Raw genomic sequence first — 18,990 nt, forward strand, 5'->3', positions numbered from 1 at the left:
AAAAAATGGCGTAGAAACAGTCAAACTTGATGTCCTACGCCTTTGATGTCCGTTAATATTTAAACTCTTCCGTCTCCGCCTGCGCCATCAATTCAGCTTGCTGGAGCACCAGATCAATGGCCATTTTCTCCAGATCCGGCGGGTAACCGTATTTCTTCAACAGCCGTTTGACGGTAATTCGCATTTGAGCCCGCACATTCTCACGAAGCGTCCAGTCGACCTTGATGTTGCTCTTGATCGCTTGGGTCAGCTCATGTGCAATCTGCTTCAGCATGAGATCGCCCATCAGTTCCTTGGCCGATTCATTCGAAGCGAGCGCATCATAGAAAGCCAGCTCTTCCTTGATCAGACCGAGATCTTCGCCACGCTTGACTGCCTCATTCATCTCTTTAGCCATCTGGATCAGTTCCTCGATAACCTGCGTCGTCTCGATCGTGCGGTTGTTGTATTTCCGAATGGCTTCCTCCAGCATCTCGGAAAATTTCTTCGATTGCACAATACTGGTTCGGGAAACGGCCTTCACTTTCCCCTGAAGCAGCCTGCGGAGAAGTTCCACAGCCAGATTTTTCTGCTTCAACCCGCGCACATGTTCGAGAAACTCATCGGAAAGTATCGCAATGTTCGGTTTCTGCAAGCCAACAGCTTCCAGAATATCGACAACTTCATCGGATACGACCGATTTCGAGATGAGCTGATTCAACTCGGCATCGAGTTCTTTCGTCGTTTTTCTCTTGTTTTCGTCCGTTATCAGCTTAATTATACCAGATTTTACCGCTTTGAAGAAACTGATTTCGACATTGACTTCCTCCGCGGCGGGAGTCGTCGCGCAGAGCGAGAAGGCTCTTGCTAATTCCGTCGTCCAATTCAGGAAGTTCCGCTTGCTTTCTTCACCCAATCCGAGTACGTAATCGACCGTCTCAACAATGGCCTTCATCCGTTCGGATGCTTTCTCCGAAGCGAATTTACTGTAGTCATACCCATGAAGCAATTCGCGGATGAGCTGCAGCCTTTCCAGCATAAAGTCAACGGCTTGGTCTGTATCGATACCAGCAGTTTTGCGGTCATTTTCCGTATATTGTTGTAGCGCCGATTTCAGTAAATCCGCAATTCCGATATAGTCGACGATCAAACCGCCCGGCTTGTCGCGGAATACCCGATTCACGCGGGCGATCGCCTGCATTAAGTTATGGCCTTTCATCGGCTTGTCGATGTACATCGTATTCATGCTCGGCACGTCAAACCCGGTCAGCCACATATCACGGACAATGACGATCTGCAGCGGATCGTTTACATCTTTCATCCGCTTCGCGAGATGTTCGCGTCGCCGCTTGTTGCCGATAAACGGTTGCCACTCCTCCGGATCGCTGGAACTTCCGGTCATGACGATCTTGATTTTGCCCTCGTCATCATCATCGCTGTGCCAATCCGGCCGGAGCGCCACAATCGCTTTGTACATATCGATGGCAATCCGCCGCGACATCACAACAATCATTGCTTTGCCGAAACCGGCTTTCTGCCGCTGCTCGAAATGTTCGACGACATCTTGCGCGACTTTCTTGACCCGTTTCTCTGTACCGGCCAACGCTTCAAGCCTGGCCCAACGCGATTTTAGACGCTCCCGCTGCGTGTACTCCTGGTACTCCGTAATATCCTCATACTCGCTGTCAATGACCGGGCGCTCCGCCTCCGACAACTCCAGGCGGGCAATACGGCTTTCGTAATAAATTTTGACCGTCGTTCCGTCTTCTACGGCTCGGGTCATATCATAAATATCGATGTAGTCACCGAAAACGGCGGGCGTATTTTTGTCTGTCAATTCGACCGGCGTTCCGGTAAAGCCAATATAAGAAGCGTTCGGCAACGCATCGCGCATATACTTGGCATAGCCATATTTAATGGCCGCTTCGTCGTCCCCAGCGACCATATCCGCCTGAAACCCGTACTGGCTGCGATGCGCTTCGTCTGCGATCACAATCACATTACGGCGTTCCGTAAGCACAGGATACTTGTCTTCAATTTCATCGGGGGTGAACTTGTGTACCGTTGTGAAAATGATCCCGCCCGACTCCACCGACAAGAGCTCACGCAAATGAGTCCGATTTTCCGCTTGCTGAGGCGTTTGCCTGAGCAAGTCCTTCGACTTGCTGAACGTGCTGAACAATTGGTCGTCTAGGTCGTTTCGGTCCGTCACTACGACGATCGTCGGGTTGTTCAGCGTCAGAACAAGTTTGCCCGCGTAGAATACCATAGACAAGCTTTTGCCGGAGCCTTGCGTATGCCAAATGACGCCGATTTTGCGATCACCTTCGTCCATCGTCGCACGTTCCGTACTTGCAATTGCCTTGTTGGTGGCATGGTATTGATGATAACCAGCCAATATTTTGAACAGATGCTCCCCATCGGTCTGAAACAGCACGAAATGCTTGATAATATCGAGCAACCGGCTTTTCTCGAACATCCCTTTCACAAGCACTTCAAGCTGGGGCAGGGAGGAGGGCGCCACGTCATCGCCGTCGATCGTACGCCACATCATAAACCGGTCTTCATTGGCGGTCAGCGTGCCGACCCGCGCATTCACACCGTCACTGATGACCAGAAACGAATTGTAGGTGAACAGGGACGGTATCGCGCCTTTATAGGTCTGCACCTGATTGTAGGCGTCGCTGATCCCGACTTCTTCGTTGGAGGCGCTTTTCAATTCAAATACGGCGATCGGCAATCCATTTACGAACACGACGATATCCGGGCGCTTCTCTCCCTGATTTTCAACGACGGTAAACTGGTTGACGACCAGAAAGTCGTTGTTGTCGATTCGGTCCGGGTCGGTGTCGAACAGCCAAACTTTTTCTGTCGGATATTCGCCATTGGCAGCTTGATACTGCACGTCGATCCCGTCGGTGACCATCTTCTGGAACGCCTTGTTATTGATCAGCAAGCTGGGACTGCGCGGCACTTCAATGACCCGGATCGCTTCCTCAATCGCTTCCCGCGGCACATGTTTGTTGATGCGAATAAGCGCCTCGCGCAGCCTGTCTTTCAGGATGACGTCATGGTAAAATTGCCGTTCGGGATACTCCCCTTCGGGAGAAATATCCGGGCCGTATGCTTTCTCGTAGTTCAGTTCTTCGAACCATTCCAGCGCGGCCTGCTCTAAGTCACTTTCGGTATAAGACGTCGTATAGTAGGCCATGTTGCACCTCCTTTAGATTAGGGCTGATAGATTGTGCTGCTCTCGGCAACCATCGGCAGATCAGGAGCGCTGTGATCCCGCTCGACAGGGACACGGATCTCGCCAGACATCAGTTTGGGGAGAAGGGTGTCGCGAGTGGAAGCAAGATATTTATTTTCTAAAGTGTTTTCATTAATTTTTTTATAAATAGCCGAAACTAAGTCGTTAAATATATACGCAATATCCGTCCCTCCATAGACGAATTTATATTGCAATGTCGCTTTCGGGTTCACTCTTTGTCGACTATTCGTTGAACCTGTAGTATTCCCAACCAAATATTGATGGAACCCTTCAGAATTTAAAATCGAATAGGAATATGCACGAAGCCTACTATTTATAGGGATATAATTCATAAATTCAGTTGAGCATATTGCATATTCAGTCAAACAATATGGATTCCAAATCCTTTTTGTTTCCGGATTTAGTTTAGAAACAAGGATCGAATTCTTACTTACTTTATATTTATTGCTTTTTATTTCACTACCGGATTCAAATACTGGTAACCTACCACTATCAAATGCTGGTAGACTGTAATGTTCAAAAATTATATCAGGCAGTGTTACCGGATTTATGGAAGTTGTACTTATTTCACAAAACTCTCCCAGCGTGCGGACCTTCCACCCCTTCGGAATCAACCCCAACTCGCTTTCCTCAAACTCGCCGCCACTGGATTTATACGGTTCTCCGTTTTCATTTGGAAACTCGAAGTCCACAAACCAGCTATTAAAAAGGGCTTGGGCCATTTCTTCAAGGTTTTTGTTGATTGCGTTGTTGAGTTCGATTTTATCGTCTAATACTGAGAGCAAATTTGCTATCTTTTGTTGTTCATAAATATCTGGTAGATCAACTTCAATTGAGTAAAAATCACTTCTACTCGTGGAAGGAATTGCAGAGCCTGAATCCATGCTATTAATATCTATATTACGCAAACTATAGTATGCCCATCTTAAATTTAGTTGGGGAATTTTGGGTGATAAGTAATAGGCGGTATCGATAACAAAAAAAGGTCTATTGGAATAGTGAACTCCTCGGTATGCACCTTTTCGCCCAATTATTACCCCTGGCTTATCTGAAAGATATTTTTCAGTATATCCTATTAAACCATTAGTACCATAAACCGGATATCCACTTGTTTTATCTTTATAATCCCTAAGGGCTTTCCCATATTCAAGTGTAGAAATATCTCCCCAAGTACACTTTCTCCATCCAGTTTCAAAACTCAAACCCAATCCCCCCAAGCCGCTTGCGAATTTCGTCTTCCAGTTGCCGGGACTTGGCGAACTGTTCCGCTAGCTCCGAAGTCAGCCGTGCCATTTTATCCTCGAACGGTTCGCTGTCTTCCTCCACATCTTCAATCCCGACATAACGCCCCGGCGTCAAAATATACTCGTGCTCCTGCACTTCCGCAAGTTTCACTGCTTTGCAGAAGCCCTTCACATCCTCATACTGTCCAGCTTCCGCCTGACCGCGCCATGCGTGGTATGTATCGGCGATCTTCCGGATATCCTCCGTACTCAATTCGCGATGTGTCCGATCCACCATATGTCCCATCTTGCGGGCATCGATGAACAGGATTTCACCGCGGCGGTCCCGAAGCCCCTTTGGCGCTTTATTTTTAGCAATGAACCAGAGACAAACCGGAATTTGCGTAGAATAGAACAATTGACCCGGCAAGGTGACGATGCAATCGACCAGATCGGCGTTAACCAGCTTGCTGCGAATCTCAAACTCCGCCGTCGTACTTGTCGACATGGAGCCGTTCGCAAGTACAAAGCCGGCAACACCGCTGGGCGCAAGCTTGTTCACGATATGCTGAATCCATGCATAGTTTGCGTTACCTGCGGGAGGCACCCCATACGTCCAGCGAGCGTCATCCGTCAATCGTTCGCCGCCCCAATCGCTGATATTGAACGGTGGATTCGCTAGGATGTAATCGGCTTTCAAGTTTTTATGCAAATCATTGTGGAACGTATCTGCATGATGCTCGCCAAGGTTGCCGTCGATGCCGCGAATGGCGAGATTCATTTTGCACAACTTCCACGTCGTCGGATTCGACTCCTGCCCGTACACCGCGATATCTCCGATGCGCCCCTGATGTTCCTCTACAAACTTCTCGCTCTGAACGAACATGCCGCCGGAACCACAGCAGGGGTCGTATACGCGGCCCTTGAACGGCTGAATCATCTCGACAAGCAGGCGAACGACGCTGTTCGGGGTATAGAATTCCCCGCCGTTCTTGCCTTCCGCGCTTGCGAATTTGCTAAGGAAATACTCATACACCCGCCCCAGTACATCCTTCGAACGGCTCTCTTCATCGCCCACTTTAAACGAGAACAGGTCGATCACTTCGCCAAGACGGGTTTTATCCAGCGCCGGCCTAGCGTAATCTTTCGGCAGCACGCCTTTCAGCGACGGATTTTCCTTCTCGATGGCAATCATGGCATTATCAATGGTCTGCCCGATTTCCGGCTTTTTCGCGTTATCCTTGATATGCCTCCAGCGCGCTTCTTTCGGTACCCAGAATATATTTTCTGCTACGTATTCGTCCCGGTCCTCCGGATCGGCATACGGTTCATTTTTCAATGCTTCATATTTTTCTTCAAATGCATCAGACACATATTTCAGAAATAGAAGACCGAGAGCTACATGCTTATACTCCGCTGCATCCATGCTGCCACGCAGCTTATCGGCCATGCTCCATAATTTTTCCTCGAATCCGATGTTCGCTGTTGCCATGATCCTGAATTCCTCCTCAGTAGAGTTGCTCATATAACTGGTTCTTCACTTGTTCCCAACGGTTAGCCGCTTCCCGAACGACCTCTTTATATCGTTCTTTCTCCCGGATATATTGCTGTATGATTTCTTGCTGTTTATCTTCCGGTACCAAGGGCAATTCCAATTCCGCCACATCCGCTGGATTCAAATTCATCACGGTTGTTCCCCGCTGGAAGCTTTGAATAAGGGCTGTTCCAACAGGGCTTTCCAGAAACATTTTGGCAAAATGACTCTTGATGGCCGACTTGAATCGGATCACGATCATATTCGAGGAAGCGATGACCACCCCTTGGGTCTCCGGAAACACGGCCAGCTTGTTCACGGTGCCACGGCACGTCATAACCAGATCGCCTGGGAGAATCTCATAACGCTTCACTTTCCGCTCTTCCTCGTCAATCGTTTCAAGCTGATCCAATAGCACTTCGCCGTCATCCAGATTGGATATATTCAGCACCTTAATGTTCCCAGGCTTTAGATCCTGCTTAAGAATCGATTTTCCCCGAAAAATTTCTGCCACATCACGCAACTTCACTTTCGGGGTTGCCGCCTGTTGGAAGGAACGAAGTGTATCCTGATCTTCATCCAGCAGCAGTTCGATTCGCCAATGATCCAGTTGACGGAAGCGGTTGGGATGGATGGCAATCTCCCGTTCCGCCACAAGCTTTGTCTTCCCCATTTGGAGCCGCCCGAGGATCACCTCTTCCGCAGGCCCTTTTCCAAAGTCAACCTGATAGGTCTTGATGGAAGTGTAGGGACGAAACAAGCCGTCCGGAAGCGAATAGATCGTTTGCACCGGCGCCTGATCATTCATTTTCTTCCGCCAGCTGGTGATCGCCCCGGATTGAAACAGCATCCGCGCGGGCAAGGTCACGCTTAATCTCCCGCCATCTTGCAAGAGTGGAAGCAGGTAGCTGGCCGCTGCGCCTTCGGATTCCCGAACTGCGACATCGTCATCGTTCATTTTCATACCGAAATTCGGCATCGCCAGGATCGCATCGAATTGAATTTCTACGGGCAGCGGCTGATAAATGGATCCTTGAACAATGCGGATATTGGAGTAGGGCTCGAAATACGTTTTGAACAATCTGCCTACGATGTAGTTTTCCGTTAACAATGTGATGGTCCATGGGCGACAGTAACATTTCGTTTCGACAAGTCCTTTGATATACTTTTCAGCTTCTGCAAGCAGAATGTTCTTACAATCACGTTGCTCACACTGATCGATAAACCGCTCGACGATTCCAGGATGGACGACAATGCTCCCTGTAACACGATCTTGTTGGATGGTGAGCATGGCGTATTCCAACAAGTCCATATCCTTGCCTGCATGGTATAATTTATAAAATAAATCCCGATCGCCGGGGAAATGGCCTAATTCTTTGTCTAAGGCGCGTTCCTTCATCCACTGAAACAGCGTCTCGGGTTCCGCCGTTAGCTCCGTTTCGGCCAACTGTTGTTGTTTCAGTAGTTGTTGTGTCCGCTTCACTCGAATGGCCTCGCGGAGCAGCTGATCACGGGTTGTAATATCGTGAAGTAAACAGATATTCCAGAACGATTCAATCAATTCATCACCTTCTTTCACTGCCAATAGCCAACTAAATTATACCATCCAAGAATTGAGTATTTCAATACCAAAAATAATCAAACATCTTTTGCCTAGCCGGATAATTTCCCGTTTATCCGATACGCCCAATCCCTAATTGAATCGTTTTGGTAATGCTTAACCTTTTCGATATTGAAGCCGTTGCATTGGTTTAAAATGTTCTGATCCCAGTGGCCGCCTTTTTGAACAAGCCCCTCAAGGAGTAACTTAATATCACACTCAACTGTCTTTAGTGAAATCTGCCGGGTTGGGTGGAGGATCAATGTCGAAATGGACCAATCATCCGGCCGGGCTACTTCGATAATAAACTTAGTCGTGATACCATGATCCGCCTGTACGATCGCACATGTTCGTCGGGAGCCGTTTGGACATACAGAAAATCTTTTGCCGGGAGGAATCCTGAGCACAGACATCCGGATATGACCGGGAAAGACATGCTTCAAGATTTGAGTCATCTCGAAAAAAGATTCAAGACCGATTGCTTCTGTGATTGGTATGGTTTCAAGCGTCTGAAAATCGATAGGAGGCGTATCACCGCCGACCATTGAATCCTGTGTGCTTACTTCCTCTAATCCTCCTGAGTTCTTCCCGCCTCTCCCGGAGGTGATGATCACGTCGTTGCCGGTATGGGAATGCCTCACATCCTCTCGACGAGTAGTAACTCTCGGATAATTGGAGAAACGCATAAACGTAGGAGGGGCCTCCAATACATCTTGCCGCGTGTTTTCCCTGGCACTATCGCTTTGATCATTCAATATGTAGTCTTTATTTTCGGATCCATACGTAACTCGAACTTGTTTATCTCCTGAAATCGACTCACGACGCTTCTTCGATGGGTGCCAAAAGACGATTTCTTCCGCCGGATGCTTAAAACCGCCAATACCGAGAATTTCTTTCACCAAGAAGTAGTTATTGAATTGTTCTCCTCGAACGTGAAACTCAAGAGGACCAACAACCGGGAGTTCAACGCCAAGTGGAATTCCCTTCTTCATCCTGGCGTTCGGATTTTGAGGCGAGTCCTTGATCGCTTGATTGAACATCAATTGATAAACGGAATCCCACATGGTACGAATAGCGGGATCGATGTAAATCCAGGATAGGTGACGCGCGTTACTTTCGCTTGCCAATTTGGCCGGTACACGAAAACTCAAATCAAAATACAGAGTTGTTCCTCTCATATCGCTATTATCGATCAACATTTCCAGACCGTGCGGCTGCATCAAATAATACGCCAAATACCTGGAATTAATAAACATGGCTCGAATGAATTCGAACACTGGAAAGCAATAAATCGTCCCGTCAAACTGAAACTGAATAATTTTTTGAAGCCCTAGCTCCGGATTTTGACGGAAGTCAATCAAGCGCTTGGGCAATTTAAACCCATTACTCATCAGACCTTGATCCAAGCTGCTTATCGTTATTCTATGTACAATGCCTTCCAATGGCTTGATTTGATCAAATACTCCGTTGGTGTAGACTTGTCCCATGCGCAAATAAGGTACTGTTCCCCATGGGTAGGATACAACTTTCAAGTCCCCGGTTTCCGTTCGAAATGCGACTCGAACTCTCCAATTCCCTTTGTAGTCCATGAAAGGGGACCCGAACCAAAATAACTCAACCCCCTGATTATCCGGAAACGGCCATGAACGCAGTGTCAATGCAGCCATAATGGAGTCACCTCAGCAGATGCAATTCGATTCATTGCAGCTCCTTGTCCAATACAACGATCAATTTCATCCGATACCTCTTGGGCATATCCTGGTCGCAGTCCGGCTTTTTTCACAAGTTTCCACCGTTTTATGGGCCATTCGCCAGCCATTTGCTCAGCAGCCCATCGAACCCTCCTAATTTGAAATTGGGATGTAGACTCAAGGTAATCAGATAAAACTTTCATGTCCTGGCTAATGTTTTATCCCGATAAGTAATAAGAAAATCCGTGGTCATCACGATCGATATGCCTGTTTTCGGATCTTTGGGATGTTCCACACCGATTTTCTCCGCGATCATTTGCGTTTCTTCTAACGGCAGAAGTGGAAATTGTTCGCGAATATCCGATACATCATCGCAGTAATCCAGAAGGTAGAAATAATCACGCTCAATATCCGACAAGAGTTGGTGTCTTCGACCGGTCGTCCATCCAACTCCACGAGTTACCCTGCCTTCTGAAGGGACGTCCTGAATCGTAAGCCAAGGAAGATAGTCCTTACCGGACCCCTGTCCTCTGCCTTCTTTGATCATCCTTTCAATTTTTGCTTCTGTGAATTGCCGTTTCCGCTTGGCCACTGGATCACCTCAAATGCTTGTCCGGCAGACTGTTTCGTGTACTATCTGCAAGCTCTTTTCTCAACGTCATCAATCTTTGGAACTCTGAATAATACGCCCTGACTTTCTTTGAATCACATGGTAAAAATTCAATTGGATAGCAGTTGATCTTTAAACCATCCTCATGAATGATTACAATCTGATCTTCATCATCTTGGGACTTAACCGACACCGGCCAACCCCCAACTTGACGTGCTCGCTCAAACCATTTCTCATGAATGGCTAGCGAACAGGAGTAGAGGCTCCCGTTAAACCAAATTCCATTTTGAGTCACGATTCCAATGCCCGACTTTTCTTTCACTTGGTAACACCCCAATATGTTTTGGTGATATTACCATATTTACACTTTCCGGATATTTTAATCCGTTTTCGGATATTTATTTTTTCTCTTTTTGATTTCTATAATTTCGTAGAGCTCATTTTTCTCTTGAGCAGGGAGTGCACGAATACTGGTAAGCAGCTTTAATTCCTCTCTTGATATATAGGTTGGAGTTTGAGAGAAAGATTCGTCATCATCTGAAAGCAGCCAATTAAGATCACATTGGAACGTGTTTTTAAGCGCAATGATCGTTTCACACGATGGCAAACAAACCCCGCGTTCAATATCACTAAGCGTTCCTTGCGAAACGCCGATTTTCAGTGCAAATTCTTTCTGATTCAACTCATGCGATTTTCGGATAGTTCTGACTTTCTCGCCCAGATTCAAACCGGATCAACTCCAAAAAAAGAAAATAACCCCGCAAATATTCCATTTACGGGGTTCATGCTCATGATGTCTGTTTTATCGGAGTAAATGCTGAAGCACCCAGCAGTCTAACACTTTATTTACTCAGTCTAAAACTTTATTTTCACGGTCTAACACTTTATTTTTCAGTCTAATACTTTATTTTCACCGAACAACAACATGAAATGCGTTTATTACCCCTATTCCACCGTCACGCTCTTCGCCAGGTTCCTCGGCTTATCCACGTCGTTGCCGCGGGCGAGCGAGGCGTAGTAGGAGATCAGCTGCATCGGGATAACCGACACGGCCGGCGACAGGAGCGGCAGCGTCTTCGGAATGGCGAACAGCTCATCGACAGATTTCGCGGCTTCCGTTTCGGCTCCGGCGTTCACGATGCCCAGCACGTGCGCACCGCGCGCCTTCACTTCCTTAATGTTGCTGAGCGTCTTCTCGTACAGCTCTTCTTGCGTCACCAGCGCGATAACCGGAATGCCTTCCTCGATCAACGCCAGCGTGCCGTGCTTCAGTTCTCCGGCCGCATAAGCTTCGGAATGGATATACGATATTTCCTTCAGCTTCAGCGAACCTTCCTGCGATACGGCGTAATCGACGCCGCGGCCGATGAAGAACAGGTTGTCGTGCTTCGAGATCGACTCCGCGATTTGGCGAAGCACCGCTTTCTGATCCAACACGCTTTGCACCTGCTCCGGAAGCTTCTGCATCGCCCCAAGAACATCGGCAATCTCCGATTGCTCCTTCGTGCCAAGCGTTTGAGCGAGGTACAAGCCGAACAGGTAGAAGATAATCAGCTGCGTCGTATACGCTTTGGTCGAGGCGACCGCGATTTCCGGGCCGGCCGACGTAATCAGCACGTCGTCCGCTTCGCGGGCAATCGAGCTGCCGACGACGTTCGTGATCGCCAGAACGCGCGCCCCGTTACGCTTCGCTTCGCGAAGCGCCGCAAGCGTGTCGGCCGTTTCGCCGGATTGGCTTACGACAATAACGAGCGTATCCGGCGTAATGATCGGCGAACGATAACGGTATTCGGAAGCCACGTCCGTTTCGACCGGAATACGGGCAAGCGTTTCAATGATCGTTTTGCCTACGAGGCCGGCGTGATAAGCCGTGCCGCAAGCGACGATATGAATTTTTCGGATGTCCTTCACGTATTCCGCCGTCATGCTCAGCTCGTTCAGCTGCACCGACCTGCCGTCTTCCGCCACGCGACCCATCATCGTATCGCGATAAGCCTTCGGCTGCTCGTGGATTTCCTTCATCATAAAGTGATCGTATCCGGCTTTCTCCGCGGTTACGAGGTCCCAATCGACATGAACTATTTCCTTGGAAATAGTTTCGCCGTCGGTCGTCATCAATTCGACACCGCCGCGTGTCAGCACGGCCATTTCGCCGTCGTTCAAAATATAAACGTCGCGCGTATGCTCGAGAATAGCCGGAATGTCGGAACCGATAAAGTTCTCCCCTTCCCCGATTCCGATAACGAGCGGACTTGCGAAACGTACCGCCACAAGGCGCTCCGGCTCGTATTCCGTCAGCACGCCAAGCGCAAATGCGCCGCGCATCTTGCGAACCGCGCGCTGCACCGCTTCGACAATGTCGCCTTTGTACTCCTCGGCAACCAGATGCGAAATAACTTCCGTATCCGTCTCCGACACGAATACATGGCCTTTCGCGATGAGCTCTTCCTTCAAATCCAGGTAGTTCTCGATAATGCCGTTGTGCACGACCGAGAATTTCGCCGAATTGTCGGTATGCGGGTGCGAGTTCACGTCCGACGGCTTGCCGTGCGTAGCCCAGCGCGTATGGCCGATGCCTACGAAGCCGTGCAGCGGCTCGTCGCGCAATTTGTCTTCGAGCACGGCGAGGCGTCCTTTCGATTTCGACACTTCCAGACCGTTGTTCGTAAACACGGCGATGCCCGCAGAATCGTACCCGCGGTATTCCAGCTTCTTCAATCCTTCGATAAGAATGTCCTGCGAGTCGCGCTTGCCGATATATCCTACAATTCCACACATAATGAAACAGACCTCCGTTACGGTATAATGCCGTATTCCGGATGCCCGCCGCTAGCGCAACACAGGCGTTATTCGGTTGTCACATCTGCATCATGACCCGGTTCGATCCTTAGCGATCGGACGCTTACGGGTCATTCCAAAATAAGGCGCGTTGTTCCGCCATCTTTCGCGATTGGTAATGTGTAACCCTTCTGCCCGTGCCAAGCCCTTCCGGCGGCATCGCAGACATACGGGAGCATGAATGTTCGATCAAATTAATAATGACATGCTGCCTGCCGAACGTTTGTGGAATCGGTCGCCCGATTCTTTTGCGTTGCGGCTTAACGGTTGGCAGATTAACCGGGAGGTCCCCGCCGAACTGCTCGAACGCCTCCACCTCGTCAGCTTCCCGTATGAACGTCTCTTTGCCGTTGTTTTAGCTTAGTGTGGGCTTAACGCCGCCCCGCCATTCAGCTAACCCCGCTTCGAGACCGTTCATCACGCAAGCTCTGGCGCTTATGAAACCTTTACAACCTCTGCCCTCGCTTTCCTTCCGGAATGATATTAATCAATCATATTCATTTTTGGGTCATTGTGCAACCTTTTTACGCCATAAATCATCGGAATGAACGATTTCTAATGCCCAATTCCGAAGATTGCCGTACATCAAACGACGCTTCGATCGGAAACGTTAATCCCGTTGAACGTTTAACCGCTTAAACGCTCCGATCCGCTTCGGCAAGGGCCTTGGGCAATTGCCTAAGACCCTGAATGCGAAGCGAACATGCCTAAACGACTTTGTCCTCCTTATCGAAGGACAGACCGTTTCGGCGTTATAGAACGAACTGACGCCAGTCCCCGGCAATCGTTGGCGAGAGAAGCACGACAGCGCAACAGATGAGCCATCGCCTGGCGATGTCGCTTTGCTGCTCCCGCCTTCGCACAACGTCCCGGCTTGTCCAGCCGCCCGTCCGGCAGGCTCCCGCCGCCGATTAACCGAGCTCCTGCTTCACCACTTCCGCGATGCGCGCCACATACGCTTCGACCTGCGCCTTATCCGGCGCTTCGGCCATGACGCGAATGAGCGACTCCGTGCCGGAAGGACGAACGAGCACGCGGCCGTTGTCGCCAAGCTCCCGCTCCACTTCTTCCACGGCCGCCGCAATCGCGGCGTTGCCGGCGTACAGCCCTTTGTCCGCGACGCGCACGTTGACGAGCACCTGCGGATACTTCGTCATCAGCTGCTTCAATTCGCCCAGCGTCTTGCCCGATTCAACAAGCGTATCGACAAGCTGCAGCGCCGTCAGAATGCCGTCTCCGGTCGTGTTGTAATCGAGGAAAATGACATGCCCCGACTGTTCGCCGCCCAGGTTGTAGCCGCCTTTGCGCATTTCCTCCATGACGTAGCGGTCGCCCACGGCTGTCTGCGCCGTATTCAGGCCAAGCCTCTTGGCCGCTTTGAAAAAGCCGATATTCGCCATCACCGTCGTGACGATCGTATCGTTCGCCAGCTTGCCGGCTTTCTTCATCCGGTCGCCGCAAATGCACAAAATATAGTCGCCGTCGACTTCTTCGCCGCGCTCGTCGATCGCAATGAGACGGTCGGCGTCGCCGTCGAAGGACAAGCCGAGCTGAGCCCCGTGCTTCAGCACCTGCTCGCGCAAATATTCCGGATGCGTCGAGCCTACTCCGGCGTTAATGTTGCGGCCGTCCGGCTCCGCGCCCACCGTCACGACATCGGCGCCAAGCTCGCGGAAGATGCGCGGCGCCAGCTCGTAAGCCGCTCCGTTCGCGCAGTCGAGCACGATTTTCAGCCCGTCGAAACGGTGTCCGACCGTCGTCTTCAAATACTCGAGATAACGCTGCTTCGCCTCTTCGTCCACCGTCACGGTGCCGATCTCTCCGCCTACCGGACGCGGCAGCGTATCTTCCTCGGCGTCGATCAGCTTCTCGATTTCGAGCTCAGTCTCGTCGGACAGCTTAAAGCCGTCCCCGCCAAAAAATTTAATGCCGTTATCTTGAACCGGATTATGGGAGGCGGAAATCATAACGCCGGCGTCGGCCTTCAATTCCCGCGTCAAATAAGCGACAGCCGGCGTCGACACGACGCCGAGCCGGATGACGCTTGCGCCGATCGACAGAAGGCCCGCGATAAGCGCCGCCTCCAGCATCGGCCCCGATACGCGCGTATCCAGCCCGATGACGACTTTCGGCTTCTCCGACTGTCCCGTCAGAACGTAACCGCCGCACCGGCCGATCTTGTAAGCCAGCTCGGGAGTCAGCCCTTCGTTGGCTACGCCTCTTACACCGTCAGTTCCAAAATACTTCCCCATATCTATTCGACCCCTTTACGTTCCATCAATGTAGTCTATTCATTCCCCGGCTTGTTTGTCGCGTTGCCGCTTCCGCTATCATCTGCGCTGCCATTGCCGGGTTCTTCGCTCGACTCCTCGCTTCCGGAACCGCCGTCGTTTCCGGCCTCTCCCTCATCCGGGTCGAAAACGCCGGTTGATCCGTCGCTATCCGGCGGAGCCGTTCCGCCGGTACCCGTCGCAGGAGGGCTATCTCCCGGAGTCGGCGTAGCCGAAGCATCCGACAGCACCACCGTTGCCGTCAGCTCTTGTCCTTCTTTTAAATAGACGAAGCTTGGCAGGTCAACCTTCAGTTCAACATTATGCTTCCCGGCCGCAAGTCCCGTCAAATCGGCCGTTACGCGGACGTCGCTTGCCTGAAGCCCGGCAAGCAGCTCTTTCGAACCGCTGACGGTCAGATCCAGCAGCCCCGCCTCCGGCGTCTCCCATTCCGCTTTCAAGCCGTCTTCAAGCCCCGTTGCGTCAATCGGGACGCCGCTGAGCGTTTTCTCCTCCGCTTGGTCGACCTTGTAGGTGACCGTAACAGCCGACGGTTCCGTCTTAACGACGCCGTCGGCGAGCTTCAGCTTCACTTCCATGCTGCCGGACTCGGTCAGCTTCGACAGATCGACGACGACGCCGGGATAGCTGTCCATCTCATCCAGCACCTTTCGGCTGGCATACACGACCACCCGGTCCACCGAAGCGTAGAGGGAGTCGATGCTGACCCCTTCCGGCAGCTGGCCCGTATAGCTGATTTTGAGCGGCAGCTCCTTCGACGGAGGCAGAACGCTCTGCTGCACCTCGACCGTTTCCGGGCTTACCTTCGCATCGGTCATTTCTTTGCCTTCCGTATCGTAAACGACAACCTTCGCCTTCCTGTCCGTCACCGTTCCGGTGGCACCGTCGATGTTGACTTTCACCTTCACCGCGGCGACGAAAGGCATCTCGTCCTTCGGCAGAATCACATTAACCGACGGAGACGACACCGTGGCATCCCCGACGATATAACCTTCAGCGGGCTGGCCTTCCGTTTCCACCTGAACGTCGAACGCCTTCGTTTCGATCTCCACAATCTCCACTTTGACCGAGCTTGGCGACATTTCCGTCGCCTGTACGCCGTTCGGCAAATCCGCCTTCAGCGCCAAATAATGCTCGCCCGGCCCAAGACCGGACAAATCGGCTTTCACCTGATAATCCGAATCGTCGGCCGTAAGGAGCTCCGATCTTCGCCCTTGGACGACCATGCGAACCGACGTCGGCTCCATGCCAACCAGGGCGTATTTCGTTTCGTCAAGCCCTTCGGGGCGAATTTGCAGCGCTTCGAATATTTTGGTGTCCGTGCTGGACGTAACCGTCGTGGCCGGAGCTTCCTGGTCCAGATGCACGACCGCCCATAGCATCACGGCGATGACAACCGATACGATCTTGAGCGCGGTAGGCTGGCTCATCCATTTATCCATCGCGCCGCCCCCCGATCCGTTTCCAGAACGAGACGAAGGCCCGTTCCTTCTCCTTCGTGTTGGTCGTCTCCGTCAGCTCGTCGAACAGCTTCGAGATCAGAGCTTCTTCGTTAATATCGCGAACGACCATGCCGTTCATCGCCAGGGAGACTTGTCCGGTTTCTTCCGAGACGACGACGGCAAGCGCGTCGCTGTTCTCGCTGACGCCGATCGCAGCCCGGTGACGGGTGCCAAGCTCCTTGCTGATGAACGGGTTTTCCGACAAAGGCAAATAGCAGGCCGCCGCCGATATTTGGCTGCCCTGTACGATTACCGCCCCGTCGTGCAGCGGCGTGTTCGGCGTGAATATATTGATGAGCAGCTCCGATGTAATCTGCGATTCCAGCGGAATGCCCGATTCGACGATTTCGCTCAAGCCCGTTTTCCGTTCGAATACGATCAATGCGCCGATTTTGCGCTTGGCCATATGCTGCACGGCTTTCATCACTTCGGCCAGCTGCGCGTTCACGACATCTTTATCGCCGGCGGGAGAACGGCCGAACAGCTTGCCCCGTCCAAGCTGCTCCAGCGCGCGGCGCAGCTCCGGCTGGAAAATAATGAGCACCGACAAGACGCTGAACGTAAAAATCTGATTCATCAGCCATTTCAGCGTGTACAGATCAAACCAGGTGCTAACCGCCCAAGTGGCCATCAGCACCAGAATGCCCTTCATCAGTTGAACCGCGCGGGTCCCCCTTACAAGCTGAATCAATTTATAAATGATATAACTGACGATCAGGATATCGATAAGATCCTTGATCCAATCATGCCATGTCGTATTTGTGAAATAATCCATAAACCAACCCCCGCGCCGGCAGCCCGGCGTTCTTTCGGTTTCTATAAAGCGAGCGCGGCCGATTTCGGGCGACAATGTTATCGTTTGCCGGGAACGGCTTTGCAACTCCTATTTTACCACATAACAATTTATAAATTGCCAGGGCATCCCGATTCTTCAATTCTTATTGGCATGAAGAGCAGCCTCTAATGCTTCGGGAGAAGCTTTTTATATCATAATGGATTTGATGCGCAAAAAACAAACCGGGCCGAAACCGTCCAATCCGGCCGAATAAAAAAAGAAAACTGCCGCCCTCGCAGGGAGGCAGTTCGACTAGTACATATTCGAAAAGGTTTCGGTTACCTTGTACCAGAACCAATCCAGCGCCTGGTCGATCGTCCGGCTTTGTCCGATAATATGGCCCGTGGATGCCAGATTCAGCTTGCCGTCGATGACGGTCACGTTCCCGTTGACCTCGCCCTGGACGTCGGCGACGCCGTTCTCGACGATGAGATTGCCGTTCACCTGCGTGCCGGCGGGAACGATGACGTTGTTGCCCTCGATCACGACATGCTGCAGGTCTTCACCCGAAACGATAAGCTTCGAGTCTTGCTCCCACATCGCCATGAAGCTTCCGAGCATGACCAGCATGAAGACGGCAGCCACGGCAAGTCCCGGATAACGGTACAGCACCCGAAGCAGCCGTTTCCGATCCTGACCGGCAGGTTTCGGAAGATGGGCCATAATCCGATCCGTCAATCGGCGGGAGGCGTCGCGGTCGTACCCCGCTTCAGGCAACACAGCTTCAATCGAAGCATGCACGATAGCCTCCGTCCGCTCCAGCTGCTCGAACCTGGCCATGCAGCTTGGACATGTCCGGAGATGGTTCTTCAGCAGAGCTATATCGTCACGCGGCAGCTCGCCGTCGAAATAATCATGCATCCATACGTTGGCGACGTTGCAGTTCATAGCAGCCAGTCCTTTCTTCAAGTTGCTTCGAAACTTTTTAATCTGTCTCATCTATAAAGTACGTTCCGATTTCGATGATGTTTCAAAAAAAATAATTCATCATTCCGTGCGCTTACAGCTTATGTTCAAGCTTTTTCCGCAGAAACTCGCGGCCGCGGTGCACCCTCGTCTTAATCGTCGTGACCGGCATGTCCAGCACGTCGCCGATTTCCTGCAGGGACATGTCCTGAATATACCGCAGCATCATAATCGTCTTGTACTTCGGCGGAAGCGTCTCGATCGCCTGATGCACGATCCGTTGCGTTTCCGTCAGCAGCACCTCGGATTCCGGCGTCCGGTTGTCGCTTGGAATCATGGAGTAGCCGTCAAGCCCTTCGTGCTCCGACGACTCCGCATCCAGCGAATAGGAAGGCTTGCGCTTCCGCAGCCGGTCGATGCACAGATTGGTCGCGATGCGGTAGATCCATGTCGAAAATTTCAAGTTCTCGTCGTATTTGTCCAAATTTTTATAGACGCGCAAAAACGTATCCTGTACGATATCTTCCGCTTCCTGGCGGTTATTCAGCATTCGATAGGCCATATGGAACAGCTTGTCCTGATACAGCTCAACTAGCTCGGCAAATGCCCGCTGATCGCCCTTTAACGCCAGCTTGGCGAGGCGGGCTTCCATTACGTTCACCGCTTCTCCTCCAACTCTCATTCCGCTTGAGACCCGATAAGGCCGTTTA

14 protein-coding genes and 1 pseudogene are annotated in these 18,990 nt (G+C 51.2%); 1 reads left to right on the forward strand and 14 read right to left on the reverse strand.

All coding sequences use genetic code 11. The features are described from left to right. Positions 1 to 52 precede the first annotated feature (52 nt). The 9 genes and pseudogenes from ACFSW5_RS09225 to glmS form a co-directional block, all read right to left on the reverse strand. Entirely contained in the window at positions 53 to 3,190 is a 3,138-nt protein-coding gene (locus ACFSW5_RS09225) for a type I restriction endonuclease subunit R (protein ID WP_379271744.1), read from the reverse strand. A 17-nt stretch (positions 3,191 to 3,207) separates the two neighbouring features. After that, positions 3,208 to 4,452, reverse strand: coding sequence for a restriction endonuclease subunit S (locus ACFSW5_RS09230; RefSeq protein WP_379271747.1), 1,245 nt, complete (start codon positions 4,450 to 4,452; stop codon positions 3,208 to 3,210). Beyond that, on the reverse strand, positions 4,442 to 5,965 hold the full coding sequence (locus tag ACFSW5_RS09235; RefSeq protein ID WP_379271749.1) for a class I SAM-dependent DNA methyltransferase: 1,524 nt from the start codon (positions 5,963 to 5,965) through the stop codon (positions 4,442 to 4,444). Before ACFSW5_RS09235 ends, ACFSW5_RS09230 begins: the two co-directional genes overlap by 11 nt. A 16-nt stretch (positions 5,966 to 5,981) precedes the next feature. Beyond that, the gene (locus ACFSW5_RS09240; protein WP_379271751.1) at positions 5,982 to 7,568 is read right to left on the reverse strand and encodes a restriction endonuclease subunit S; all 1,587 of its coding nucleotides are present in this window, start codon (positions 7,566 to 7,568) and stop codon (positions 5,982 to 5,984) included. 92 nt (positions 7,569 to 7,660) lie between these two features. Then, the gene (locus tag ACFSW5_RS09245; RefSeq protein WP_379271753.1) at positions 7,661 to 9,274 is read right to left on the reverse strand and encodes a Tn7-like element transposition protein TnsE; all 1,614 of its coding nucleotides are present in this window, start codon (positions 9,272 to 9,274) and stop codon (positions 7,661 to 7,663) included. 253 nt (positions 9,275 to 9,527) lie between these two features. After that, positions 9,528 to 9,890 (reverse strand): annotated as a pseudogene (locus ACFSW5_RS09250) (heteromeric transposase endonuclease subunit TnsA); the annotation flags it as partial. Between the two features lie 4 nt (positions 9,891 to 9,894). Next, positions 9,895 to 10,230, reverse strand: a complete 336-nt coding sequence (locus ACFSW5_RS09255) for a hypothetical protein (protein WP_331847606.1) — start codon at positions 10,228 to 10,230, stop codon at positions 9,895 to 9,897. Between the two features lie 57 nt (positions 10,231 to 10,287). Further along, the gene (locus ACFSW5_RS09260) at positions 10,288 to 10,635 is read right to left on the reverse strand and encodes a helix-turn-helix domain-containing protein (protein ID WP_331847605.1); all 348 of its coding nucleotides are present in this window, start codon (positions 10,633 to 10,635) and stop codon (positions 10,288 to 10,290) included. A 218-nt stretch (positions 10,636 to 10,853) separates the two neighbouring features. Then, positions 10,854 to 12,686, reverse strand: a complete 1,833-nt coding sequence (glmS, locus tag ACFSW5_RS09265; protein ID WP_379271756.1) for a glutamine--fructose-6-phosphate transaminase (isomerizing) — start codon at positions 12,684 to 12,686, stop codon at positions 10,854 to 10,856. Positions 12,687 to 12,927: 241 nt separating this feature from the next. On the opposite strand from glmS, the gene ACFSW5_RS09270 reads away from it, so the two are divergent. Then, positions 12,928 to 13,110, forward strand: coding sequence for a hypothetical protein (locus tag ACFSW5_RS09270; RefSeq protein ID WP_379271758.1), 183 nt, complete (start codon positions 12,928 to 12,930; stop codon positions 13,108 to 13,110). 547 nt (positions 13,111 to 13,657) lie between these two features. Here ACFSW5_RS09270 and glmM read toward each other — a convergent pair. From glmM to sigW, 5 genes are all read right to left on the reverse strand, one after another. After that, a complete protein-coding gene (gene glmM, locus ACFSW5_RS09275) occupies positions 13,658 to 14,998 on the reverse strand; it encodes a phosphoglucosamine mutase (RefSeq protein ID WP_379271761.1) in 1,341 nt (446 codons plus the stop codon). Positions 14,999 to 15,033: 35 nt separating this feature from the next. Then, on the reverse strand, positions 15,034 to 16,479 hold the full coding sequence (locus tag ACFSW5_RS09280; protein ID WP_379271763.1) for a CdaR family protein: 1,446 nt from the start codon (positions 16,477 to 16,479) through the stop codon (positions 15,034 to 15,036). Further along, on the reverse strand, positions 16,472 to 17,314 hold the full coding sequence (cdaA, locus tag ACFSW5_RS09285; protein WP_379271766.1) for a diadenylate cyclase CdaA: 843 nt from the start codon (positions 17,312 to 17,314) through the stop codon (positions 16,472 to 16,474). The genes ACFSW5_RS09280 and cdaA overlap by 8 nt, the downstream gene beginning before the upstream one ends. Before the next feature lie 312 nt (positions 17,315 to 17,626). Then, positions 17,627 to 18,313, reverse strand: a complete 687-nt coding sequence (locus tag ACFSW5_RS09290) for a zf-HC2 domain-containing protein (protein WP_379271768.1) — start codon at positions 18,311 to 18,313, stop codon at positions 17,627 to 17,629. A gap of 61 nt (positions 18,314 to 18,374) precedes the next feature. Beyond that, positions 18,375 to 18,932, reverse strand: a complete 558-nt coding sequence (gene sigW, locus ACFSW5_RS09295) for an RNA polymerase sigma factor SigW (RefSeq protein ID WP_379271837.1) — start codon at positions 18,930 to 18,932, stop codon at positions 18,375 to 18,377. Positions 18,933 to 18,990: the final 58 nt, after the last annotated feature.

The organism is Paenibacillus thailandensis (genome assembly GCF_042685365.1).
Taxonomy (GTDB): Bacteria; Bacillota; Bacilli; order Paenibacillales; family Paenibacillaceae; genus Paenibacillus_AP; species Paenibacillus_AP thailandensis.